Raw genomic sequence first — 23632 nt, 5'->3', positions numbered from 1 at the left:
ATGGCGAAATTCACATTGCCGAAAAATTCGAAAGTCACCAAAGGCAAGCATGTGCCCGCCCCCGAAGGGGCCAGTAATGTGCGGCGGTTCAACGTCTATCGCTACAATCCCGACAGTGGCGAAAACCCGCGCATGGACAGCTATGATCTGGATATGGACAAGTGCGGCCCCATGGTTCTGGACGCGCTGATCAAGATCAAGAACGAGGTGGATACGACCCTCACCTTCCGCCGCTCCTGCCGCGAAGGGGTGTGCGGGTCTTGCGCCATGAATATCAATGGCACCAACACCCTTGCCTGCACCTTGGCGCTTGATGATGTGAAGGGCGATGTGGCGATCCACCCGCTGCCGCACATGCCGATCATCAAGGATCTGGTGCCGGACATGTCGAATTTCTATGCGCAATATGAATCCATCGAGCCATGGCTGAAAACCACCTCCCCCGATCCTGCGGGTAAGGAACGGCTGCAATCCCATGAAGACCGCACCAAGATCGATGGTCTTTATGAATGTATCCTGTGTGCCTGTTGCTCTACATCCTGCCCCAGCTATTGGTGGAATTCCGATCGCTATCTGGGCCCGGCGGCGCTGTTGCAGGCCTATCGTTGGATTGCCGACAGCCGTGATGAAATGACTGGCGAGCGGCTGGATGATCTGGAAGATCCCTTCCGGCTTTATCGCTGCCACACCATCATGAACTGCACCAATGTGTGCCCCAAGGGCCTTAACCCCGCCAAGGCCATTGCGGAAATCAAAAAACTGATGGTCGAACGGCAAATCTAAAGCCGACGTACCGATCCCCATATAAAAAGGCCGTAGCACGAAAATGCTGCGGCCTTTTTAGTGGCTTATCCGCCCCTGCTTATGTGCTGGACAAACGGGCATCCCGGCTATTGGACCCGCGCCTTTGATCGCCGGCATTATAGCCGCGATGCCTCAGAATCCCCCTGCCCTGCCTTGGCGCTCGAATGCGGCCCGACGGGGCTTCTATCTTTTGAAATATCGGGCTCATGGGGCCACCCTTTCGTTTATACGGTCGAAACAGCCCCTACTTCCAAAGCCAAAAATATACAATTCTATTAAAAATGAACGCATTGTTTCCCTTATGGGAACAGAAAATCATTCCCACCTTGCCATTGGCTCCGATCCGGCTCATATCCTATGGCACAGACCATGCCCGATATGACGAGGACCACAGGCCGATCATGACAAACACCACCGACCAATCCCGCCCCAAAGCCACGGCACGGCAAAGATTCCTGACCGAGCTAGGCCCGCTTCTGGTGTTTTTTCTTGTAAATTGGCAGATGGATATTTTCGCCGCCACGGGGGCGTTCATGGCCGCCATGCTGATGGCCATGGCCTATAGCTGGCACGCAACGCGGCATATTGCGCCGATGATGTGGGTATCCACGGCTCTTGTGGTGGTGTTCGGCGGGCTAACGCTGTGGCTTCATGATGATACCTTCATCAAGCTAAAGCCCACCATCATCTATATTTTCTTCGCCACCATCTTGATGACGGGGCTGTGGTTCGGGCGGGTGTTTTTGCGCACGGTTCTGGGGGCCGCCTTCCCGCCCATGACAGACCGCGGCTGGACCATTCTCACCCGCAATTGGGCGCTGTTCTTTATCGGAATGGCGGTTTTGAATGAACTTGTGTGGCGCAATTTCTCAACAGACAACTGGGTTGCCTTTAAAACCTTCGGGGCAATCCCACTGACCTTTGTGTTCGCCCTTGCGCAAACGCCCGTTCTTAGCAGGCATCATCTCCCCGATGAGGCGCAACCGACAAAAACCGAAGCAAATTAAATGATCCGCCGCCTATGGAACACGACCCCTAGGCCCAGGCATCCATAGCTTTGGCCATTTTGATATCCCGTTCAGACAGCCCATCGGCATCATGGGTGCTCAAGGTGACATCCACCTTATTGTAAACATTGAACCATTCAGGGTGATGATCCATCTTTTCCGCCAGCAGCGCCACCCGGCTCATGAACCCGAAAGCGGCGTTGAAATCGCTGAACTGGAAGGTTTTGCGGATCGCATCACGGCCTTCCACCTGTTCCCATCCCGAAAGGCTGGCCAGTGCGTTTTCTCGCGCTGCGCCGCTTAATGCCTTGACCATAGAGCCATCTCCTTCTTGTGGTCACCTCACCAATAAAGCGGCACAGTGAGCGATCAAGGATTGGCAATCAAGCCTTTGCGGATAGCCCCCGGACACACTGCGTCTTTTTCTACGCAGCATGCCCGGGGTCACGGGAGAACAATACGGCCTTAGCGCCCAAGAGATGCACCCATCAGCATCCGCGCCATGGCAACAAGATCGGCTTTTTGCAATTGGGAAATAGCCACATCCACCTTATCGGCAGCCAGACGCAAAGCCCGCGCCGACTCTCTGAAACGTTCGCCGGATTCTTTGACGTTTTTGCAATCAATGCTCAAACTCGCCAGATCTGAACGGGCTTTATGATAGCTATGAGAAAAGACTTCAAAGTCTGCCACGACCTTTGTGTAGCCGGGCATGGCCTCGGAGACTTCCTGTAATGGAGAATACGGCACGTGGTACATGTTATTTCCTAATCTCTGCGATCATTTCGCCCGCCGCATAGACGTATCTTTTTCAAGATAGCCATAGCGCCGGGCGCCCTTCCCAAAGAAAAAGCAAAGAGCGTGCCAAATAACAAAGCAGGGAGAACCCTCTCTTTTTTCAAACAGCTATGTTCATCGCATTTTCATCTTCCAAACCTATTATGCGTTGATGAGCCGCAGGTTTTTTCACTGTGCTTGCGTATCACATAGGTCAGGTCACACGATCCCCTCTTGTGATTTGGCATTTTTCCTCCCTGAACTTGGGCAGTGCATTGGCACTGCCTTTTTTTAACAAGCCGCTATCGGGCTTGAAAAAACACAGCATCACAGACAGCTTGAGTACGCCCCCGGCGCTGCCCATATAGAAAGAGCCAATCAGGAAAGGGAGAGATTGTGGTTTCGGTATTGTTTGTGTGCATGGGGAATATCTGCCGCTCCCCCATGGCGGAAGGGGCCTTTCGCGCCCGCGCCAAAGCCGTTGGACTGCTTGAAAAAAGCCATGGCATTTTCGTCGATTCCGCAGGCACCACCCATTATCACGCAGGGCAATCCCCCGATCCACGCGCCATCGCCCTGACCAGCCGCTTGGGCTTTTCCATCGAAAACCAACGCGCCCGGCAAGCCCTTGCCTCCGATTTCGAGACATTCGACTATATTTTGGCGATGGATCGCGACAATTTTCATTATCTGGAACGCATCGCCCCCGAACAGCATCAGCACAAGCTTTCCTTGATGCTGTCCCATGCGCCCCAAGTTCGGCTGGATGAAGTCCCCGACCCATATTATGGTGGCGAGGATGGCTTTGAGCGGTGCTTTCATTTGATCAACAAGGCCGCCGAAGGGCTTTTGGACAAGATCCTTGCCAAACATTTCCCCGACCATCGCCAAGATGCGTCTTAAAGAAACGCCCCCGATCAACGCCAAAAACAAACCGCATTAAGCAATAAGTCAGGCTTGCTCAAAGGCACGTACTCTTCCATGCTGCTTTTTCATAATAACCGAGGAGGCGACAATGATCGGCTATGTCACAATCGGCACCAATGATCTGGATAAGGCAGCCCCGTTTTTCGATACACTTTTGGGGCTGATGGGCGGCGCGCGCATGATGGAAGGCGACGGCTTCATCGCCTGGAGCAAAGGCCAGGACGGTGCAGGCCTTGGGGTCACAAAACCCTTCGATGGCAAGCCCGCAACCGTTGGCAATGGCGTGATGGTGGCGTTGGAAGCCAAATCCCGCGAGGAAGTGGACACGGTCTATAAAAAAGCTCTGGACCTGGGAGCCCGCGACGAAGGCGCGCCGGGTGAGCGTATGGAAGGGTTTTATGCCGGATATTTCCGCGATCTGGACGGCAATAAATTCAATGTCTTCCATATGAAAATTGGTTGAATGGCTGGATCGACGACACCAACCGCCCTCCGTCCCCGTCGGGCTTGACAGGGGCGGACGGAAAGGGCTTTGTCGCCACCATGACCGATACCATAAAAACACCGGATAGTGTGGTGAGCTGGGTGGGGCGCATGCCCCGCGCAACGCGCCCCTATCTGCGCTTGATGCGCGCCGACCGTCCGGCAGGGTTTTGGTTGTTGATGTGGCCCGCATGGTGGTCCACAGCCTTTGCCTTGCCACCAAGCACCCCCGATTTCTGGCGATTTTGTGCCTTGTTTTTCATTGGCTCCATCGTCATGCGGGGGGCGGGGTGCACATGGAACGATATTGTCGATCGCAAGCTGGATAAAGCCGTGGCCCGCACCGCCTTGCGCCCTATTCCGGCGGGCGAAGTCTCTGTGCAAAAGGCCATTCTGTTTGCCATCGTCCTCAGCCTTTCGGGATTTGCTGTTCTGGTACAGCTTAACAGCTTTGCCATCTTGCTGGGCGTTTTGTCGCTGATTCCGGTAACGATCTATCCCTTTGCCAAGCGCATCACCAACTGGCCGCAAGCGGTTTTGGGCCTGACCTTCAATTGGGGGGCCTTGATGGGCTGGGCCGCCGCTTTTGGAACGCTAGGCCCCGTCCCCTTGCTGCTTTATGCGGGATGCCTGTTCTGGACCTTGGGCTATGATACCATCTACGCCCATCAGGATAAGGCGGACGATGCCATTGTCGGTGTAAAATCAACCGCGTTGAAGCTGGGAAATCAATCGGCCCGCTGGATCGCCGGCTTTTATCTGATTTTCCTGATTGCCACCGGATTTGCCGGGTCTTTGGCTGGCTTTGGCTGGGGCTGGTGGCCGGGTCTGGTGGCTTTGGCGGGCCATCTGGCTGGCAAGTGATCCGCCTTGATATCGACGATCCAGAGCGTTGTCTTTCCCTTTTCCGTGCCAATTCCTGGGTGGGCTGGATCGTGTTTCTTTCTGCGATTGCCGGAAAACTCACAGCCTCGTGAGGCCGCACGCCCCGATAAAAGGGTATGCCCACGATCTTTTTTCCATAATTCGGCCTTGTGGCATTGCAGCATGAGCGCTAGGAAAAGAGCCATCCGGCGGCCCCTTTCCGCCTATCTTATTTTCGTATCAGGAGTGCAGTTATGGACCTCTCTAAAATTGCCATTGGCGAAAACCCACCTTGGGATATCAATGCCATCATTGAGGTGCCTGTTGGCTCCGAACCGGTGAAATATGAGTTGGACAAAGAGTCCGGCGCTTTGTTTGTGGATCGTATCTTGCACACCGCCATGCGCTATCCGTGCAATTACGGCTTCATTCCCCACACTTTGGCAGAAGATGGCGATCCGGTGGACATCATGGTGGCCAACCGCACGCCGGTGGTGCCCGGCGCGGTAATGCGCTGCCGCCCGATCGGCGTTTTGGAAATGGAAGACGATGGCGGCATTGATGCCAAGGTTCTGGTGCTTCCCGTCGACAAGCTGCACCCCTTTTACAAGGGCCTGACAAGCTATAAGGAACTGCCGCAGATCCTGCTGGACCAGATTTCCCATTTCTTCAAGCATTATAAAGATCTTGAAACCGATAAATGGACCAAGATCACCGGCTGGAAAGATGCCGATGTGGCGGCCGAAACCATTGTCAAAGCCATCGAGCGTGCAAAGGGATAATCCCCTTTCCCTCGTGATGCATTGCCCGGCCTAAGGCAAAGGGCTATGGCTGGGCCGGACCTGATTTGATCGGAGGCACCGCCCGGCCATGGCTTTTTCCTCTCTGCGCGATTTCATCGACCATCTGGAACGCACCGGTGATCTGGTGCGGGTTTCGGAACCTGTTTCCACCCATCTGGAGATGACAGAAATCCAGACCCGCGTCATTGCCGAAGGCGGGCCGGCGATTCTGTTTGAAAATGTGCATGATGAACATGGCAAGCCTGCCACAATGCCGGTTCTGGTGAACCTTTATGGCACTGTGGCCCGCGTTGCCGGGGCCATTGGCCGCACGCCGGACCAATTGCGCGAAGTGGGGGAAACCCTTGCCTTTCTGCGCCAGCCCGAACCACCAAAAGGCCTGCGCCAAGCGTGGGAATTGCTTCCCTTGGCCAAACAGGTTCTGGCGATGCGGCCCAAATCCGTACGCCGCGCCCCGTGCCAAGAGCTGGTGTTTACCGGCGACGACATCAATCTTGACAGCCTGCCCATTCAAGGCTGCTGGCCCAATGAGCCGGCGCCTTTGATCACATGGCCGCTGGTTGTCACCAAAGGACCAACGGAAAAGGCCGAAGACAATTACAATCTTGGCATCTACCGCATGCAGAAGCTGGATCAAAAACGCACCCTGATGCGCTGGCTCAAGCATCGCGGTGGCGCACAGCAATATGGCCGCTGGGCGAAAGAAAAGCGTGAACCCTTGCCCGCTGCTGTGGTCATCGGTGCCGATCCGGGCACCACTTTGGCGGCGGTGACACCTGTTCCCGATACGCTTTCAGAATATCAATTTGCCGGATTGCTACGCGGCAAGCCGGTGGAACTGGTGGACTGTAAAACCGTTCCCTTGCAAGTGCCCGCCAATGCCGAGATCGTACTGGAAGGCCATGTCAGCCTTGAAGACTATGGCGATGAAGGGCCTTATGGCGACCATACGGGCTATTATAATTCCGTCGAGCCATTTCCGGTGTTCACCTTAAGCGCCATCACCATGCGCCGCGATCCTATCTATCTCAGCACCTATACCGGCCGCCCACCCGATGAGCCCAGCGTTTTGGGCGAAGCCTTGAACGAAGTGTTCATTCCGCTGATTCGCCAACAATTCCCCGAAATTACGGATTTCTGGTTGCCGCCGGAGGGCTGCTCCTACCGCATCGCCGTTGTCAGCATGAAAAAAGCCTATGCGGGCCATGCCAAGCGGGTGATGATGGGGGTCTGGTCCTATTTGCGCCAGTTCATGTACACCAAATTCGTGATTGTGGTGGATGACGATATCGACGCCCGTTCATGGGCCGATGTGATGTGGGCCATGTCCACCCGCATGGATCCGGTGCGCGATACCACCATGGTGGAAGGCACCCCCATCGATTATCTGGATTTTGCGTCTCCCGTTTCCGGCCTTGGCGGCAAGATCGGATTTGATGCCACCAACAAGCTGCCGGGCGAAACCAACCGGGAATGGGGCCGGGAAATCGCCATGGAAACCGATATCGTGGATCAGGTCACGGAAAAATGGTCCCGCCTTGGCCTGCCCGGCACAGGCACACCCATCTGGAAAGGCGCAAAAAAGACCTCATAACATCAAGCCGTCCCATAACACTCCACCACCTCATAGGCGGCGGCTTCATGGCCCAAATGGCTTTGAAACAAGGTGATATGGGACATATCAAAGGCTTGAGAGGAAAATCCCATATGCTGCGCCACATAGCCCGCGGCCCGCAATGAACGGCCCTTGAACCGCGCCAAGGTGACATGGGGGATATATTTGCGGCGTTCCGGTGCAAGCCCTGCCCTGATCAGCCTTCGGTCAATTTTCTCATGCAAGGCAATCAGCGGGGCGGGATTTGAAACCCCCACATAAAGAATACGGGGCGCGCGCGGTTTTCCGAACAGGCCCATCCCCTGCAGCGTTACGGAAAAGGCGGGGACAGACAAACCCTGAAGGCTTAAGCGCACCTCTTGGGCCGCAACCGGGTCCAGATTGCCGATGAACCGCAAGGTCAGATGCAATTGATCCAAAGCCTGCCAGCGCGCCCCATCAACCCCGCTGCCCATCACAAGAAGCGATTGTTTCACCTCATTTGGCAATTCCAGCCCGACAAACAAGCGAATCATCATAAGGCCCCCTTGGACGATGGTCGTCTCAGGACGCATCCTCCATGGAGAGAGCGTTTTCCACATAAGGCAGAATGCGATCGACCATGATGGCAATGCCTTCGGCGGTGGGGTGGATACCGTCGCGCTGATTAAGCGATGGATCTGCGGCCACGCCATCGAGAAAAAACGGATAGAGTGTCACATCATATTTTTCGGCCAGATCGGGGAAAATGCTGTTGAAGCGCTTTTGATAATCCACCCCCATATTCGGAGGGGCCAACATGCCCGCCAAAAGCACGGGAATGCCGCGGCTTTGCACGGCGACAATAAGCGCATCCATATTGGCACGGGTGATTTCAGGGGCAATGCCGCGCAAGGCATCATTGGCCCCCAATTCCAGAATCACCAGATCAGGGGAGGTATCAAGCGCCGACAAAACCCAATCGAGCCGTGCCCGTCCGCCAGTGCTGGTATCGCCCGATACGCCCGCATTCACCACCTTGACCGAACTGTCAAAATATCCATTCAGGCGGCGTTCAAGCTGGGCAGGAAAGCCCTGCCCCGGCCCCAAGCCATAGCCGGCCATCAGACTATCGCCAAAGCCGACGATCACCGTTTCTTCCCGATCATCCTGGGCTAGGGCATTGTCCATTCGCGCAAACGTGAAGACGGCTAGCCACCCAATCAACAAAGCGGTCGTGTATCGTTTCAACGATGGTTTATATCGGGACCAGCCCATTTCAGGGCATGATGCACGCAGTTTGCTTATTTTCATCATGGAGAAAAAGATGGCGGTGTTGCGCACGATAATCAATCTGCAAAATGTGGACCTGCGCTTAAATAGCGCTGCTGGCCCGGTCCACATCCTGCGCGGCATTGATCTTACGCTCCATGAAGGCGAAACCGTGGGGATTGTCGGCCCATCCGGTTCCGGAAAATCCACCCTGATGGCGGTGATGAGCGGGCTGGAGCAGGTGACCGACGGTTATGTTGAGGTGGATGGCCATGATCTGACCAAAATGGGGGAAGATGCGCTGGCCCTGCATCGGCGCGAACGCATCGGCATTGTTTTACAATCCTTTCATCTGATCCCCACCATGACGGCCCTTGAAAATGTGGCGGTACCCCTGGAGCTTGCCGGGCGCAAAGATGCCTTTGAACGCGCCCGCACAGAGCTTGAACAGGTGGGGCTGTCACACCGGTTGGAGCATTATCCCGCACAACTTTCCGGCGGCGAGCAGCAGCGCGTTGCCCTGGCCCGTGCCATGGCCCCCGATCCAGCAATTTTGTTTGCCGATGAACCAACGGGCAATCTTGATACCAAAACAGGGTCCACCATCATCGATTTGATGTTTCAACTGCATGAAGAACGACAAACCACGCTGATCCTTGTAACCCATGATCCGGCCTTGGCGGCCCGCTGTGACCGGGTGTTACATATGGCGGACGGTGTGATTGTCCGGGAAGACCGCGGCATAAACAGCAAAAACGAGGCCGCCCAATGATCGGGCGCTCGCAAACCATGCCTCTGGTTTTACGCTTTGCCTTGCGGGAAATGCGCGAAGGGCTGCGCGGATTCCGTATTTTTCTTGCCTGCCTTATTCTGGGGATCACCGCCATTGCCGGGGTGGGGTCGCTCAGTGCAGCCTTATTGGCAGGAATGGCCGATCACAGCCGGGTTTTGCTGGCGGGCGATGCGGAAATTCGCATCCTTCACCACACACTCAGCCCGGAAGACCGCCAATGGATGGAACAGCAAGGGCAGGTCTCGCGCTCTCTCACCATGCGCACCAATGCCTTTGCGGAAAAAACCGGCGAGCGCACTTTGGTAGAGCTGCGGGCGGTGGATGATATCTACCCCCATTATGGCCGCTTTGAAACACGCCCTGCCCTTGATCGTGCGGATCTGCTTGGAAAGCAGGACGGACGCTGGGGCATTGCCATTGATGAAACACTCGCGGATCGCTTGAAAATCGCGCTGGGCGACACCATCCGGTTGGGACAGGTGGATTTTACCTTACGGGCCTTCATTGAAAACGAACCGGACCGGGCCAATTTCGGCTTCCAGCTTGGCCCGGCGGTCATTATCAATCTGGCGTCCATCCCCGAAACCGCTTGGTACAGCCGGGCAGCCTTGTGACCTATGTTTATAAATTACGCCTGCCCGATACGGTGGATATCAAACAGTGGGCCGAAAATACCCGTGACCGCTTTGACGGCTCCGGCTGGCGTATCCGCACCCATGAAAACTCGGCACCGCGCATTCGCCGCATCGTCAACCAGATGGGAATTTTTCTGGCACTGGTGGGCTTGACGGCACTTGTGGTCGGCGGCGTGGGCGTGGGCAATGCTGTGCGCGCCTATCTGGACCGTAAAACCGATACCATCGCCACCTTCAAAGTGCTGGGGGCTTCTGGCTGGATGATTTTTGCCATCTATCTGATGCAGGTGATGCTATTGGCGGCCCTTGCGGTTGCCATCGGATTGTTGGTGGGGGCGGGATTGCCCTTTGCCCTGCAAGGCTTTTTAAGCGACCGTCTCCCGGTGCCACCCCAATTCGGGCTATATCCGGCCCCGCTTTTAAGTGCGGCGCTTTATGGGTTTCTCATCACATTGGCGTTCACCATCTGGCCCTTGGGCCGGGCGCGCGATCTTCCGGCGGCACGGCTGTTCCGCAAATTGGTGGCGGGATCGGGTGCGCGACCACGCCGGGTTTATGTGCTGATGCTGGCGCTGACAGTGGCGCTGATTGTGGTGGCAACGCTTTTATTATCACCGCAGCCAAAGCTGGCCATGGGCTTCATGGTTGCCGCGGCGGTGTGTTTGGGCGTGTTGCGCTTTATGGGCTGGCTTTTGATGAAAGCGGCCGCACGGATCAAGCATGTGCGTTCGCCGGGCTTGCGCCTTGCCATCGCCAATCTGCATCGCCCGGGGGCAGCCACTGCCCCTGTGATCGTGTCTTTGGGGCTAGGGCTGACCCTTTTTGCCCTGATGGCGCTGGTGGAAGGCAATATGACCCGCGAAGTGACGGGGCAAATCCCCAAAAGCGCCCCGGCGTTTTTCTTTGTGGATATCCAGCCTTGGCAAATCGATGACTTCATCGAAACCGCCCAAAACATCCCCGGTGTGGCAGCCCTTGAAACCGTGCCATCCTTGCGCGGCACCATCGTCAAAATCAACGATACGCTCGCCGAAGATTGGGATACCAGCAATGGATCGGGCTGGGTTTTGCGCGGTGATCGCAGCCTTAGCTATGCGGTGGACATTCCAAAAGACAATGTGGTGAGCGCAGGCACCTGGTGGCCAAAGGACTATGCGGGGCCGCCGCTGATTTCCTTCTCTGCCGAAGAAGCGCAAGAATTGGGCATAGGCCTTGGGGATCGGCTGACCATTTCTATTCTGGGCCGGGAAATCGAAGGGGAAATCACCTCTTTGCGCGATTTGGAATGGGACAGCTTCCAATTCAATTTCGTGGTGCTGTTTGATCCCAAAACCCTTGCATCTGCGCCCCACAGCTTTATGGCCACCTTGGAAGCCAAAGGAGACGCGGAAGAACGCGCCTACCGCATTTTGACCGACAAATTCCCCAATGTCACAGCGGTGCGCATCCGCGAGGTATTGGCCTCTGTCACCGATATTCTGGGCGATATCGCAACGGCGGTGCGGGCAACCGCTGCCGTCACCATCATCGCCGGAATTCTGGTTCTGGCGGGCGCCATGGCGGCAGGCCACCGCAACCGGGTTTATGATTCGGTGATCCTGAAGGTTTTGGGGGCAACGCGAAAGGATGTGCTGCGCGCCTATTGCCTTGAATATGCTCTGCTGGGCGCCCTGACCGGGCTTGTGGCCCTGGTTCTGGGGGGAATTGGCGGCTATCTGGTGGTGCAGCATGTGCTGGAAATCGATTTTGTGGTGATGCCCGGTATCATGGCGCTGGTGGTGACCTTGTCTGTGCTGGCAACAGTCGCATTTGGACTGATCAGTACATGGGCAGCGCTTTCCATCCGTCCGGCGCGATTGCTCCGCGCGGCATAAGGATCACGAATTTCTTTCGGTTTTACTTGAAGATCGCGGTGAAGACACCGATATTGGAAACAACATAATGCGCATCTGTTAAGAAGGAAGAGGCGAATAATGGTCCAAAGATTTGAACCGCGCTTTGCTACAGGCCGAGCCCCTGCGCAGACACAGGCCGAGGTCGATGCCGGCCTGCGGTCTTTCATGCTGCGCATCTATAACTATATGACCGGCGGTGTGCTGCTGACCGGTATCATGGCCATGCTGACCTACCGCGTTCCGGCCATGCAGGAAATGCTTTACAATATCGTGCTGACGCCCAGTGGCCCCGCCATTGCCGGCATGACCGGACTTGGCTGGATCGTCACTTTTGCACCGCTTGGCTTTGTGCTGGTGATGTCCTTCGGGATCAACAAACTCTCCGCCAGTGCAGCCCAAGGCTTGTTCTGGGCCTTTTCCGCGGTGATGGGCCTGTCATTGTCGTCGATTTTCTTCACCTATACCGGCGTGTCCATTGCCCGCACCTTCTTTGTGACAGCCGCCACCTTTGGCGCGCTCAGCATTTATGGGTACAGCACCAAACGCAATCTGACCGCCATGGGCAAGTTCCTTTTCATGGGGCTGATCGGCATGCTGATTGCCATGGTGGTGAATATCTTCATCGGCTCGTCAATGATGGATTTCATCATCTCCGCCGCCGGTGTTCTGATTTTCGCAGGTCTTACCGCCTATGACACCCAGCGCCTGAAAAACCTGTATTTCCAGATCGGTGGCAATGGCGAAGCCGTCGCCAAGCACGCCATCATGGGGGCCTTGAACCTGTATCTGGATTTCATCAACTTGTTCTTGTTCCTGTTGCGCTTCATGGGTGCGTCCCGCGACTAAGCCTTTTGCGCATAATGATCTGAAACCCGGTCTGGAAACAGGCCGGGTTTTTTTGTGTCTTCCCCCTCTTGCGCGACGTTCCATTTGTACCATATGGTACATTTACCGAACAGTACAAAAGAGGTTTGCGCCATGTCACGCTCCACCCCCAAAGCCGGATTCCGCCTTGGCATCTATGTGTTCAAGGATGCGGAAATTGTCGATTATGCAGCGCCTTATGGTGTCTTTTCCGTAGCCCGGCGGCTTGATCCCGCTTTGGATGCCTTTTTGATCGCCGATGCCTTGCGCCCCGTACAGACCCAAGCGGGGATGACGGTGCTACCCAATTACAGCTTTGCCGATGCGCCGGCCATGGATGCCTTTTTGATTCCCGGCGGTTTTGGCACGCGGCAAGAAATGTATAATGGCCGCCTTCATAGCTATATCCGCAGTCTCCCAAGCCAATGCCTGTTGACCAGTGTGTGTACCGGCAGCTGGATTTATGGCCAGATGGGCTTGCTGGACGAACTCCCCGCCACCAACCGCAAAGAGCCGGACCGGCTGGAAGCATCGGGTGCGGGCTTGGTTCCCATTGACCGATTGGCACAGATTGCCCCGAAAGCGCAGATCTCGCGGTCACGGGTGGTGGATGCCGGTCGTATCATCACGGCGGGCGGCATTGCCAGTGGTATGGAGATGGGCTTTTATCTGTTGGAACGCGCAGGCTATGACCAGAGCTTTATTGAAGATGTGGCGCGAATCATGGAATATGCCGATGCTTATGCTTTGTACCGGTCGGATCGCCACATCATCGACCAGTCATAAGCCCAACCGATTTGCCCGGAACTTGTTAGGAACAGCCCGTGCCCAGCCCCAGCTTCGATCATGATGAGGTGATTGCCCGCCTTGGCGAGGTGTTTCGCCATTATGGCTATCATGGTGCCAGCCTATCGCGCATCACCCAGGCAACGGGGTTGGGCAAGGGCAGCCTGTATAATGCCTTCCCCGGCGGCAAAGAAGACATGGCGAATGCGGTGCTGGGCAGCATTGACGACTGGTTTTCAAACACCGTTTTCAGCGTTTTGGAACAACAAGGCGACCCAGCGGCGGCCTTTGCAACCATGTTTGAAGCGGTGCGCCACTATTTCCACAGCGGCCAGCGTATCTGCCTGATGGGGGCCTTCGCAATGGATGACAGCATGATCGTTTTCCCGAACAAATCAGCGGATATTTCGGGCGTTGGTGCGATGCCATGGCGGCCTGCCTTATGCGCGGCGGGCTAAAACAAGCCCATGCCCAACGCTTGGCGCGGGAAACATTGGTGGCCATTCAAGGCGGGCTGGTCTTGGCGCGGGGGCTGGATCATCCGGATGCCTTTATGGAGGCGGTGGCCCATCAGGAAGCGAAAATCACCGCCCTTTTGTCCGCCCGTCAACGCGCCGGATAACGCAAACGCCCCAAAAAACGGGTCAGCGATGGCAAATTGACGGTGCTGTTGCGCAAAGAGGCTTTCACCTTTTCAAATTGCATTACATTGTCGATGCGGCGGTCGAGAAACGCCCATGTATCGACAAATCCTTCGGAGCTGTCGGCGATCCAGGCCAGCAAGGTTGAAGAATAAACGGCGCTCAATGTCGCCCGCTTGGTATAGTGATTATAATCCGTGGCCGTATCACCGGCGGCACGCCAGATCACATCCGCCGTGCGCCACAGGCTTTTGGCAGACAAGGCCGCATGTTGCAGAAGGGCCAGCACACCCAATGCCCGTCGCACCGCTTCCCGATGGGGAATGGCCTGTTCCAGCCGGATACGCACCGCTGCGGTGATGCGTTCGCGGATGCGCATGCTTGCCCCGCCACGACGTTCCAATTCCACCAGCATCATCCGGTCGGCACGGCGCATCATATGCTCGATGGCCTCCAAAGGACCGCCGGGAAACACCAGCCGCGCATAGCCTTCGGGCAAACCAAGTTCAGACGCCGCGCGCTCGATGGCGGTCCATGTCCAGCCATCGAAAGCGGCATGCATCATGGTGCCTTCGATCAGGTCGTCTTGCCATTCCTGTGGCGTACGATCGGTGGATGTGGTCATGGATGGCTCCTTTATTTGCACCCTATCGCTGCATATGATCCGCAGCAAGCGCCGTCCCTTTTGTTTGCCTTGGCTATTCGTAAATCGTTCAGGATGTGTTATAAGGGAGATACGAGATCAAAGCACCTGTGGTTTTCGTGCACCATTTATCGGCGGCACGGAACCTTTTTTCGTATCAGGCGTTATCTGACTTGTCCTCGCGCGCGTCCTTGTGGTATCGGGGCGAGCGTTTTGGGTGACTCTGTCAGTGTGCGCCCATTAATTTGGCCCACAGAAGACGCTGCTGGCCAGCCCAAAAGACCAGATAGGAGAGACCGACCACATGCAAGTTACCGTTCGGGACAACAATGTTGATCAAGCCCTGCGCGCGCTCAAAAAGAAGCTGCAGCGCGAAGGCGTTTATCGTGAAATGAAGCTGCGCCGCTTTTATGAAAAGCCGTCCGAGCGCCGCGCTCGTGAGCAGGCTGCTGCTGTACGCCGCGCCCGCAAGCTGGAGCGCAAGCGTGCCGAGCGTGACGGCGTCCGGTAAAACGCTGTCCCCTTTGGGTTGATAGCAAAAAGCCGCCTTACCATTTGGTAGGGCGGCTTTTTTTGTGCCATCGCAATGCATCATCCCGGACCGAAAACAACCTTCACCATTTGGCCTTGGCTTTGGCCTTATGGGTGCGGGTGCCCGGACGGCCTGCGGTAGACCGCCCCTTGCCGGACGCTGCCGGACGGTCTGCATCCCGTGGATGCAATTTGGTCAGGGCTCCGGATAAAATTCCGAGATCCGCATCTTCCAGGCGCTTCAATTCATCGCGCAGCCGGGCCGCTTCTTCAAATTCCAGATTGCCCGCCGCTTCCCGCATGCGTTTTTCCAGATCGGCAATCACCGTTTTCAGATTGTCGCCGGTACGGTGCAGGGACTCATCCACGCCGGTATCCACCGTCATATAGTCCGCATTGGCCACATGGGCCATCACATCGGAAATACCGCGCTTGATACTTTGCGGCGTAATATTATGCGCCTCGTTATAAGCCACCTGCTTTGTGCGGCGGCGTTCGGTTTCCGCCAAAGCGCGCTCGATCGAGCCGGTGCGCTTATCCGCATAGAGAATCACCCGGCCATCCACATTACGCGCTGCACGACCAATGGTTTGCACCAAGGACGTTTCCGAGCGCAAAAATCCTTCCTTATCGGCATCCAATATGGCCACCAGCCACATTCGGGGATGTCCAGCCCCTCACGCAGCAGATTGATCCCGACCAGCACATCATAAACGCCAAGGCGCAGATCGCGGATCAGTTCGATTCGTTCCACCGTATCGATATCGGAATGCATATAGCGCACACGAATACCGTTTTCGTGCAGATATTCCGTCAGATCCTCTGCCATGCGCTTGGTCAAGGTGGTGGCCAGAACCCGCAGGCCCCGCTTCGCCATCTCGTGGGTTTCGCGCATCAAATCATCCACCTGATGCTCCACCGACCGGATTTCCACCGGCGGGTCCACAAGGCCGGTGGGGCGGATCACCTGTTCGGCAAACACACCGCCCGTCTGTTCCATTTCCCACGGACCCGGCGTTGCCGATACAAACAGCGTTTGCGGCCGCATCGCATCCCATTCCTCGAACCGCAGCGGGCGGTTATCCACACAGGCAGGCAGCCGGAATCCAAACTCCGCCAATGTTGCCTTGCGCTTTAAATCGCCCCGCGCCATGCCATTGATCTGGGGCACGGTGACATGGCTTTCATCCACGAACAAAAGCGCATTATCGGGCAGATATTCAAACAAGGTGGGCGGGGGCTCCCCGGGATTGCGCCCCGATAAATAGCGCGAATAATTTTCAATCCCCGGACAAGCGCCCGTGGCCATCATCATTTCCAAATCGAATTGGGTCCGTTGCTCCAGCCGTTGCGCCTCCAGCAACTTGCCCTCTTCGGTAAAGCGTTTCACCTGCGCCAACATATCCGCCTTGATCTGGATAATGGCCTGATCCAGCGTCGGTTTTGGCGTTACATAATGGGAATTGGCGTAGAGCTTGATCTCTTCCAGACCACGGAATTTCTCACCGGTCAGGGGATCGAATTCCTGAATACTTTCCACGTCATCGCCAAACATGGACAGTCGCCACGCCCGGTCTTCCAGATGCGAGGGGAAAATCTCGATCACATCGCCGCGCACACGAAAAGCCCCGCGCTGGAAGGCTTGATCATTGCGCTTATATTGCAAAGCCACAAGCTGACGCAGCAAAGCCCGGTTGTCGATCTCATCGCCAATGGCGATTTTCAGCGTCATATTGGAATAGGTTTCCACCGAGCCAATGCCATAAATGCACGACACGGAGGCAACGATAATCACATCATCTCGTTCCAAAAGCGCCCGCGTGGCGGAATGGCGCATGCGGTCGATCTGCTCATTGATGGTGGATTCTTTTTCAATGAAGGTGTCGGTGCGCGGCACATAGGCTTCGGGCTGGTAATAATCATAATAGCTGACGAAATATTCCACCGCATTATCGGGGAAGAAGCTTTTGAACTCCCCATAAAGCTGTGCCGCCAGCGTTTTATTGGGGGCCAGAATCAGGGTGGGCCTCTGGCTGGCAGCGATCACCTGCGCCATGGTGAAGGTTTTACCCGATCCCGTGACCCCCAAAAGCACCTGGTTTTGCTCGCCATCGCCAAAGCCTTCCAAAAGCTCGGCAATGGCGGTGGGTTGGTCGCCGGCGGGCTCATAGTCGCTATCCAGCCGAAACCGGATACCGCCTTCGGACTTTTCCGGACGCACCGGCTTTTTCGGGATAAACACATGGGGATTGATATGGGGCTGTGATGCTGACATGCCCCCAATATGGAGTCTTCTCCTGCGGAATGGAAGACGGCCCTTATACTGATCCCAAATAAGCAGCCAGCATCCTAAATCCCCCTCCTGCCTTCACTCCTCAGAAAGAACCAGAAACCACTTCACCGCCTTCCCCCTTCAAAAGCTCCGTTTCTTCTTTTTCGGCTTTATATGCTTTATAGCGGGTATCCAAGTCATGAATGTCTGCCACTTGCCCACACTGTTCAGCAAGCGCACGCTGACGGGTGCATTGGCCGTAAATTGTCCATGCACCCGGGATATCTTCAGCAAGGATCAGGTAACGCAGCTTTGCTACATAATGGAGTTCGGGATAGCCAAAACGGCTTGCCGCCATATCCACATGCGCAATGGCATCATGAAAACGGCCATCTTGTGCATAGCGTTCCGCTAATTCTTTATATATTTCACGAAAAGCGCCCCCATCAGCGACAGAGAATTCCAAATCTCTGATCGCACCGGCGCGATCACCGGTACGCATACGATAATGATACCGTGCATACCGCCCCCATGGGAGTGGATCATTTTCATCCAGAAGCACCCCAGAGACCAGACTTTTAGCTTGGCTCACATCATCCCGCTCGAGCGCCGCTAAAACCAACCGCGCCCGCTCTGTACGGGAAATACTGCCATTGGGAGAAATTTGGGCCAGATAGCCCCCTTCCTCAAAAACCTGTTGCAACACCACCGCACGGTCCGAAAAATGCAGATCATTATGAGCTTCTAGCGCTTTACGCCGATCTGATGCTTTGGGGTGCGATTTGGTAAAAGACGCTAAAGTCCGCTTCACACCGGAACATAAAGGATCAGCAGGAACAGCTTCTTTTTTAGCGATAGCGTCTGAAAAACTCTTTGTAAGGCCACCCAAAAAATCACGGGCGATCGATGGCTTGCCACCGCAGCGTTCTTCCAACGCTTTTTCTACCTTATCTTCTTCGGAGATCAGCCGGTCGATGCTATCCATCGCCCCATCCCCGGACAATCCCGCATCAAGCAGCAATTCATAGGCAATTCCATCCGCTTCTATTTCCTGTCCACGGTCCCAGCCAAACCCCATCAAATCATTGGCCACAGCCCCCAATTGCGTTGCCAACGCAGCCTTTTGGGTAACCTCCGACGCTGAGCCATCATGGGCAAGGGAATCGCCGGTTGCAACGAGTTGCAGCCCCAAAACCATGGCTGAATCCAACTCTTCACGCTTTTCCACAGACCGGAAATGATCTTTCAAGATATGTGCCGCTTCATGAGCAAGAACGAAAGACAGTTCGTCAAAGCTTTCAACGTTTTTCAAAACACCAAGCTGCAACACAATCTGCCCGGTGGGCACAGCACTGGCGTGATAAGCGGAGCCATCATTCAAAACCAATGTGATATCCGGCACATCACCAGGCCAATGTGCCAGCAATTGTTGCAGATTTTTAGCCAGATGCTCTTCCACCTTCTCATCAACAAGAATATTCACCCCAGGTGGCAATTCAATGGTGGGGTCCGCCCGCAAGCCAAGGTACCCGATTCGCCCCCATCAACTTGAGAAAAGGCGTCTGCTCGACGTTCCTTTAAGCGACTATAATCGACAGGATTGGCTTCTGCTCTCACCAGATAGCGGGTCTCAGAACCGCTCGTGCTGCCAAGGCAGCCGGACAGACCAAATAACAAGCCAAATGCTATCCATGGCCGCTTCATCATAAATCCCCCAAACACAACCTAACCCCTCTTAGCAAGATGATTAACAAGGATTGTCAGACAGCCCCTTGGTATAAGCTCGGCGTGTATCGCGCGGTTGCGAGATTTGTCTGTGATTATCACTACGCGCCAAGCACACAAGTCCACGGCTTTTCTTGCGCGTATGCGCCTTCAATGCCTCTTCATCACTGGCGATCACATCATCACGATGCACAAAAAAATATCCCTGATCTGCCAATTCAATCAGGATCAACTTGGACCGGTTATTGAACCCCCGCACGGTTACGCGCTTTTGCGGATCGGCCAATTGCTCCGCACCCAACTTTTCCGCAAAGCTGCCATTCATATGGTAGGTCTGAAGCGGCACCTCACGAAATCCGCTGATAACCAACGCGGGCTCTGATGCTTTGGCTTCCATTGTAGCGGCAAGTGCATCTGCATCTTCACTTAAAACAAACCCGAAGCTGCCAATGCCAAGCAAAACGCCACAGCCCAAAAGACAGACAGCTTTTACATGCCTTGAAACCAGCCAATTGGTCATTGTATTCCCCATGACTTTGCCCCACATCCAGCATCGTCCACTACAACCACAGAGCACATATTACTTTGACTCTATTTCTTAAAAAAATGCAAAAAATTTCAAAAAATTCATCCCCCAACACACCCTTAGCATAGACAGGACAGTCCGACTGAGCCGCACCTATCTAGAAAGCCCGCCCCGCAAACGCTTCGTGATCCAATCCAGTGGTGGTAACGCTCCTCCCATGGCTGCCGCCACCAAAAGCGCCCAATTGGCAGGCATATAATCCCACAAAGACGCCTCCACCCACACGATCAGAAAAACAACCCCGACAAATGCCGAAAGGCACGCCAATATACCGCCACATTGGCCCAAAAAAGATTGTTTTGATGACTTCCAAAGGCCCTGCATCGGTGCATGGAGTATGGCCAATATGACGGCCAATATAACCTCGATGAAATTGGCCATTTTTTCAGGGGCTTTGCGCATATAATCAGCCCCGTAAAGCAGCAAATTATCCAGCGCCGTGGCATGCAAATACACACCAGGTACAAGCCCGGAAACCGGCGATTCAATCAAATCTGGATAGCTGGATACATTGGCACCGATCAACACATGGCGCCCCTTCAGGCGTTGTGAAAGCTGCTCAGGCGCCACCAGATCCTGCCGCACCAATTCGCTGGCATGCACGGTATCAAATGTTTGGCAAATTTGCGGAATATCCCATTTTGTCCCCGGTGCGGAAGAATGAAAAATGCCTTTTGCCAACAAACCAAGCATTTCAAAAAAACGTCCGACGACAGAAGGCGTTCCAAAAGGGCATCGGTGCATATTCTGTGGCACAGGCGCCCCCGGATATGGCCGCGCATTCCACATAAGCTCCAAGGGCTGCCCCAACCCGGATGTATCATTTCCCGTCTCGATCGCCTGAACAAGATCAGCTGCAAGGCGTTCATCCTCAAGCGAAGCCTGCCACATGCGCACTGCGGGCGTCATAATTTTGCCCCCCGTGCCATCGGGCACTTGGAAAGGATATAGATTTCCATACCCGGCCCATTTCACCATCACACGCTCTACCCCGCTCTTGGCAATATCAGCCCGAAGCCCGCGTTCACGGCTGTGAACCCGCCCGGTTTCCGCATTCCCCATAGCATCAAGAATAGGGGGAATATCTGCGAAAAGTATGGGGGGGCGCATTTCAAAGGCAGGCACATCCGTTCCACACAGAGCGTCGTCTGGTAAGGAGGTGCCTTGAGCATAGGCAGAAAGAAACGAAATCAACGGTCCGGTTCCTTCATCCTCTCTTTCCCCGGCCAATAAAATATCGGCAAACACCGATTGCGGTTCGTAAGACAAGATCAAGCGCAATAAACACAGATGGTCGGCATGGGAAATAGGCCAATTATCGGGTGATTCACCGGGCCAGATTGGAATATCTGCATCATCGATCAGCACCACAGTGATCCGGTCCACGGCGTCCTGAGAATGAAACGGTCCTGTCAGCTTGCTAAAAGCATCTTGCGAAAAATGGTCCGCGGCACTGACAAGCCCCAAGGGGTCCAATGCCATAATCGTCCACAAGGATGCGGCAAATATAAAAATTTTAGCGAGTTCCTCGCATCGATCGCCCCATGACATCTTCCTGACCGACTTCTCCGCCCGGTCTTTCTGGCATGTTTTCCCATTCTTGTCTGACATCGCTTTCCCCTAAAGCCATATCAGCCCCCCGATACAGCCATCACTCGACAGCAAATCATAACCAGTTCCTCCCCCCCTCACAATAATGAGCCAAATCCATCTCTCTACCATGCTCCGTTGACAAGAGAGGCTGTCCGGTTTCCATTAAGCACCGACAAAGGCCGCGCGATCCATGTGCGGTGAGAAGGGAGTAAGGACAATGACAGCTTATTTGGGGAAAAAACGCTTTGGGCTGGCCTCTCGGCTGGTGCTGAGCATGGCAGCCTTGGCCTGCTGGCAGCCTGTGACAATAACACGGCGCAAAATGCCGACGCCACCAAAGCGGCGCCAACGGTGGAAGACGCCATCCAGTTCGTCAAGGAGGCCGAAGCCACGGTATCGCGCGAATCGGAAGCGGCGGCGCGCACCGCTTGGGTGAATTCCAATTTCATCACCTATGACACCAACTGGTTGAGCGCCAAAAGCAGCGAGAAAATGACCACTCTGGGCGTGGAGCTGGCACAGAAAGCCAGCACGTTCCGCGATCTGGACCTTCCCGCCGATGTGGCTCGCAAGATCAATCTTTTGCGGCTGGGACTGACCCTGCCCGCTCCCGCTGGTGACACCGAAGCCACCGCCGAGCTGGCCCAAATCACCACCGACCTTGAAGCGTCTTACGGGAAGGGCAAATACTGCCCCGAAGACGGCAAGACGGTGCTTGGCTCCTATGCCCGCCCCGATGGCTGCCTTAGCCTTACCGAGCTTGAGCATGTGATCGGCAGTTCCAGCAACCCCGATGAATTGCTGGAAGCATGGAGCGGCTGGCGCACGATCTCGCCCGCCATGAAAGACAAATATGCCCGTATGGTGGATATCGCCAATGCCGGGGCCGAAGGGCTGGGCTTTAAAGATGTGGGCACCATGTGGCGCTCCAAATACGATATGGATGCCGATGCCTTCGCAGGTGATGTGGATCGCTTATGGGGCGAAGTGAAACCGCTTTATGATGCGCTTCAATGCCATGTGCGGGCCAAGCTCAATGAAAGCTATGGCGACGAGGTGGTGCCGCTGGATCAAGCAATCCCGGCGCATCTTCTGGGCAATATGTGGGCGCAAAGCTGGGGCAATGTGTATGATAAAGTGGCCCCCGAAGGCACCGCCCCCGCTTATGATCTGACCGCTTTGCTGGCGGAAAAGAACTATAGCGAATTGGACATGGTAAAAACCGCCGAGGGCTTCTTCACCTCGGTGGGTTTCGACCCCCTGCCCGAAACCTTTTATGAGCGGTCACTGTTCCTCAAACCCGAAGACCGCGATGTGGTGTGCCATGCCTCGGCGTGGAATCTGAACGATATCGACGATATCCGCATCAAGATGTGCATCAAGGTGGATGCCGAAGATTTCCAGACCATCCATCATGAAATCGGCCATAATATCTATCAGCGCGCCTATTCGGTGCAGGATCCGCTGTTCCGCAATGATCCCAATGACGGATTCCATGAAGCCATTGGCGACATGATCGCCTTGTCCATCACGCCGGACTATCTGCAGCAGATCGGCCTGTTGGAAGATCTGCCTCCCGCAGAGGCGGATCTGGGGATTTTGCTCCGCCAAGCCTTGGATAAAGTGGCATTCCTGCCTTTTGGCCTGATGGTGGACAAATGGCGCTGGCAAGTGTTCTCCGGCGAACTGACACCGGATAGCTATAATGATGGCTGGTGGAAGCTGCGCGAACAATATCAGGGCGTGCGGGCCCCCAATGATCGCCCCGCCGATGCCTTTGATCCCGGTGCAAAGTTCCATATTCCGGGCAACACGCCTTATATGCGCTATTTCCTGTCGCATATTTTCCAGTTCCAGTTCCAGAAAGCCGCATGCGATCTGGCCGGTTGGGAAGGGCCACTGCATCGTTGCTCCATCTATGGCAATGAAGCCGTGGGTGAAAAATTCAACGAAATGCTGGAAATGGGCGCATCCAAACCCTGGCAAGATGCTTTGGCTGCCTTTACCGGCAAGTCTGAAGCCGATGCCACGGCGATCCTTGCCTATTTCGCACCGCTGAAAGAATGGTTGGATGAACAGAATGCCGACCGTGAGTGCGGCTGGTAAGCCCTTCATGAAGGCTTTGATTTGACAATAAAAAGGGAGCGCTTTTGGCGCT

24 protein-coding genes and 1 pseudogene are annotated in these 23632 nt (G+C 55.2%); 16 read left to right on the top strand and 9 right to left on the bottom strand.

The genetic code is table 11. The features are described 5' to 3' along the window. Positions 1 to 783, top strand: coding sequence for a succinate dehydrogenase iron-sulfur subunit (locus JCM17844_RS11895; protein WP_150001158.1), 783 nt, complete (start codon positions 1 to 3; stop codon positions 781 to 783). A 422-nt stretch (positions 784 to 1205) separates the two neighbouring features. Continuing rightward, positions 1206 to 1811 carry a septation protein A gene (locus JCM17844_RS11890; protein ID WP_150001197.1) on the top strand — a complete coding sequence of 202 codons (606 nt, stop codon included), beginning with the start codon at positions 1206 to 1208 and terminating at the stop codon, positions 1809 to 1811. 28 nt (positions 1812 to 1839) lie between these two features. On the opposite strand, the gene JCM17844_RS11885 is transcribed toward JCM17844_RS11890, so the two are convergent. Both JCM17844_RS11885 and JCM17844_RS11880 read right to left on the bottom strand, forming a co-directional pair. After that, positions 1840 to 2127: a 4a-hydroxytetrahydrobiopterin dehydratase gene (locus JCM17844_RS11885; RefSeq protein WP_150001157.1), complete on the bottom strand. Its 288-nt coding sequence runs from the start codon at positions 2125 to 2127 to the stop codon at positions 1840 to 1842. Between the two features lie 149 nt (positions 2128 to 2276). Beyond that, positions 2277 to 2570, bottom strand: a complete 294-nt coding sequence (locus JCM17844_RS11880) for a hypothetical protein (RefSeq protein ID WP_150001156.1) — start codon at positions 2568 to 2570, stop codon at positions 2277 to 2279. Positions 2571 to 2984: 414 nt separating this feature from the next. Here JCM17844_RS11880 and JCM17844_RS11875 point away from each other — a divergent pair, with 414 nt between their 5' ends. The 5 genes from JCM17844_RS11875 (at position 2985) to JCM17844_RS11855 (ending at position 7259) form a co-directional block, all read left to right on the top strand. Continuing rightward, a complete protein-coding gene (locus tag JCM17844_RS11875; protein ID WP_210431901.1) occupies positions 2985 to 3491 on the top strand; it encodes a low molecular weight protein-tyrosine-phosphatase in 507 nt (168 codons plus the stop codon). Positions 3492 to 3603: 112 nt separating this feature from the next. Then, positions 3604 to 3978 (top strand): VOC family protein, encoded by a 375-nt coding sequence (locus JCM17844_RS11870; RefSeq protein ID WP_150001155.1) that lies wholly within the window; start codon positions 3604 to 3606, stop codon positions 3976 to 3978. After that, positions 3975 to 4862, top strand: a complete 888-nt coding sequence (ubiA, locus tag JCM17844_RS11865; protein WP_210431900.1) for a 4-hydroxybenzoate octaprenyltransferase — start codon at positions 3975 to 3977, stop codon at positions 4860 to 4862. Before JCM17844_RS11870 ends, ubiA begins: the two co-directional genes overlap by 4 nt. A gap of 254 nt (positions 4863 to 5116) precedes the next feature. After that, positions 5117 to 5644: an inorganic diphosphatase gene (gene ppa / locus JCM17844_RS11860; RefSeq protein ID WP_150001154.1), complete on the top strand. Its 528-nt coding sequence runs from the start codon at positions 5117 to 5119 to the stop codon at positions 5642 to 5644. A gap of 88 nt (positions 5645 to 5732) precedes the next feature. Next, a complete protein-coding gene (locus JCM17844_RS11855) occupies positions 5733 to 7259 on the top strand; it encodes a UbiD family decarboxylase (RefSeq protein ID WP_150001153.1) in 1527 nt (508 codons plus the stop codon). 2 nt (positions 7260 to 7261) lie between these two features. On the opposite strand, the gene thpR is transcribed toward JCM17844_RS11855, so the two are convergent. Together thpR and JCM17844_RS11845 are read right to left on the bottom strand one after the other, a co-directional pair. Then, a complete protein-coding gene (gene thpR / locus JCM17844_RS11850; protein WP_210431899.1) occupies positions 7262 to 7798 on the bottom strand; it encodes an RNA 2',3'-cyclic phosphodiesterase in 537 nt (178 codons plus the stop codon). 25 nt (positions 7799 to 7823) lie between these two features. Further along, positions 7824 to 8429 carry an arylesterase gene (locus JCM17844_RS11845; protein WP_210431898.1) on the bottom strand — a complete coding sequence of 202 codons (606 nt, stop codon included), beginning with the start codon at positions 8427 to 8429 and terminating at the stop codon, positions 7824 to 7826. Positions 8430 to 8565: 136 nt separating this feature from the next. Between JCM17844_RS11845 and JCM17844_RS11840 the strand changes: the two genes are divergently transcribed. The 7 genes from JCM17844_RS11840 (at position 8566) to JCM17844_RS15285 (ending at position 14105) form a co-directional block, all read left to right on the top strand. Next, positions 8566 to 9282, top strand: coding sequence for an ABC transporter ATP-binding protein (locus JCM17844_RS11840; protein ID WP_210431897.1), 717 nt, complete (start codon positions 8566 to 8568; stop codon positions 9280 to 9282). Continuing rightward, positions 9279 to 9917: an ABC transporter permease gene (locus JCM17844_RS11835; RefSeq protein ID WP_150001150.1), complete on the top strand. Its 639-nt coding sequence runs from the start codon at positions 9279 to 9281 to the stop codon at positions 9915 to 9917. Before JCM17844_RS11840 ends, JCM17844_RS11835 begins: the two co-directional genes overlap by 4 nt. Next, the gene (locus tag JCM17844_RS11830) at positions 9914 to 11812 is read left to right on the top strand and encodes an ABC transporter permease (protein WP_150001149.1); all 1899 of its coding nucleotides are present in this window, start codon (positions 9914 to 9916) and stop codon (positions 11810 to 11812) included. Before JCM17844_RS11835 ends, JCM17844_RS11830 begins: the two co-directional genes overlap by 4 nt. Positions 11813 to 11911: 99 nt before the next feature. Then, positions 11912 to 12679, top strand: coding sequence for a Bax inhibitor-1/YccA family protein (locus tag JCM17844_RS11825; protein ID WP_150001148.1), 768 nt, complete (start codon positions 11912 to 11914; stop codon positions 12677 to 12679). Between the two features lie 132 nt (positions 12680 to 12811). After that, complete coding sequence (locus JCM17844_RS11820; RefSeq protein ID WP_150001147.1) at positions 12812 to 13483, top strand: DJ-1/PfpI family protein; 672 nt, start codon at positions 12812 to 12814, stop codon at positions 13481 to 13483. Between the two features lie 38 nt (positions 13484 to 13521). Next, positions 13522 to 13941: a TetR/AcrR family transcriptional regulator gene (locus JCM17844_RS11815; protein ID WP_210431896.1), complete on the top strand. Its 420-nt coding sequence runs from the start codon at positions 13522 to 13524 to the stop codon at positions 13939 to 13941. Then, a complete protein-coding gene (locus JCM17844_RS15285) occupies positions 13911 to 14105 on the top strand; it encodes a hypothetical protein (RefSeq protein WP_371864764.1) in 195 nt (64 codons plus the stop codon). Before JCM17844_RS11815 ends, JCM17844_RS15285 begins: the two co-directional genes overlap by 31 nt. On the opposite strand, the gene JCM17844_RS11810 is transcribed toward JCM17844_RS15285, so the two are convergent. Beyond that, a complete protein-coding gene (locus JCM17844_RS11810) occupies positions 14090 to 14749 on the bottom strand; it encodes a COQ9 family protein (RefSeq protein WP_150001146.1) in 660 nt (219 codons plus the stop codon). The two genes, JCM17844_RS15285 and JCM17844_RS11810, sit on opposite strands and share 16 nt — an antisense overlap. 322 nt (positions 14750 to 15071) lie before the next feature. Between JCM17844_RS11810 and rpsU the strand changes: the two genes are divergently transcribed. Further along, positions 15072 to 15278 carry a 30S ribosomal protein S21 gene (gene rpsU / locus JCM17844_RS11805; protein ID WP_150001145.1) on the top strand — a complete coding sequence of 69 codons (207 nt, stop codon included), beginning with the start codon at positions 15072 to 15074 and terminating at the stop codon, positions 15276 to 15278. Positions 15279 to 15381: 103 nt separating this feature from the next. Here rpsU and uvrB read toward each other — a convergent pair. From uvrB to JCM17844_RS11785, 4 genes and pseudogenes are all read right to left on the bottom strand, one after another. Next, a pseudogene (gene uvrB, locus JCM17844_RS11800) lies at positions 15382 to 17573 on the bottom strand (excinuclease ABC subunit UvrB). Positions 17574 to 17673: 100 nt separating this feature from the next. Next, positions 17674 to 19089, bottom strand: coding sequence for a M48 family metalloprotease (locus JCM17844_RS11795; RefSeq protein WP_210431894.1), 1416 nt, complete (start codon positions 19087 to 19089; stop codon positions 17674 to 17676). A gap of 228 nt (positions 19090 to 19317) precedes the next feature. Further along, positions 19318 to 19815 (bottom strand): hypothetical protein, encoded by a 498-nt coding sequence (locus tag JCM17844_RS11790; protein ID WP_150001143.1) that lies wholly within the window; start codon positions 19813 to 19815, stop codon positions 19318 to 19320. Between the two features lie 159 nt (positions 19816 to 19974). After that, positions 19975 to 21363, bottom strand: coding sequence for a CHASE2 domain-containing protein (locus JCM17844_RS11785; protein ID WP_210431893.1), 1389 nt, complete (start codon positions 21361 to 21363; stop codon positions 19975 to 19977). Between the two features lie 462 nt (positions 21364 to 21825). Here JCM17844_RS11785 and JCM17844_RS11780 point away from each other — a divergent pair, with 462 nt between their 5' ends. After that, positions 21826 to 23580: a M2 family metallopeptidase gene (locus JCM17844_RS11780; protein WP_210431892.1), complete on the top strand. Its 1755-nt coding sequence runs from the start codon at positions 21826 to 21828 to the stop codon at positions 23578 to 23580. The last annotated feature ends 52 nt before the right edge of the window (positions 23581 to 23632 follow it).

Origin of the sequence: Iodidimonas gelatinilytica, assembly GCF_008579125.1 — a bacterium.
GTDB classification, from domain to species: Bacteria; Pseudomonadota; Alphaproteobacteria; order Sphingomonadales; family Rhodothalassiaceae; genus Iodidimonas; species Iodidimonas muriae.
Note: the sequence above shows the minus strand (reverse complement) of the source record. Positions and strands in the feature narration are given on the sequence as shown.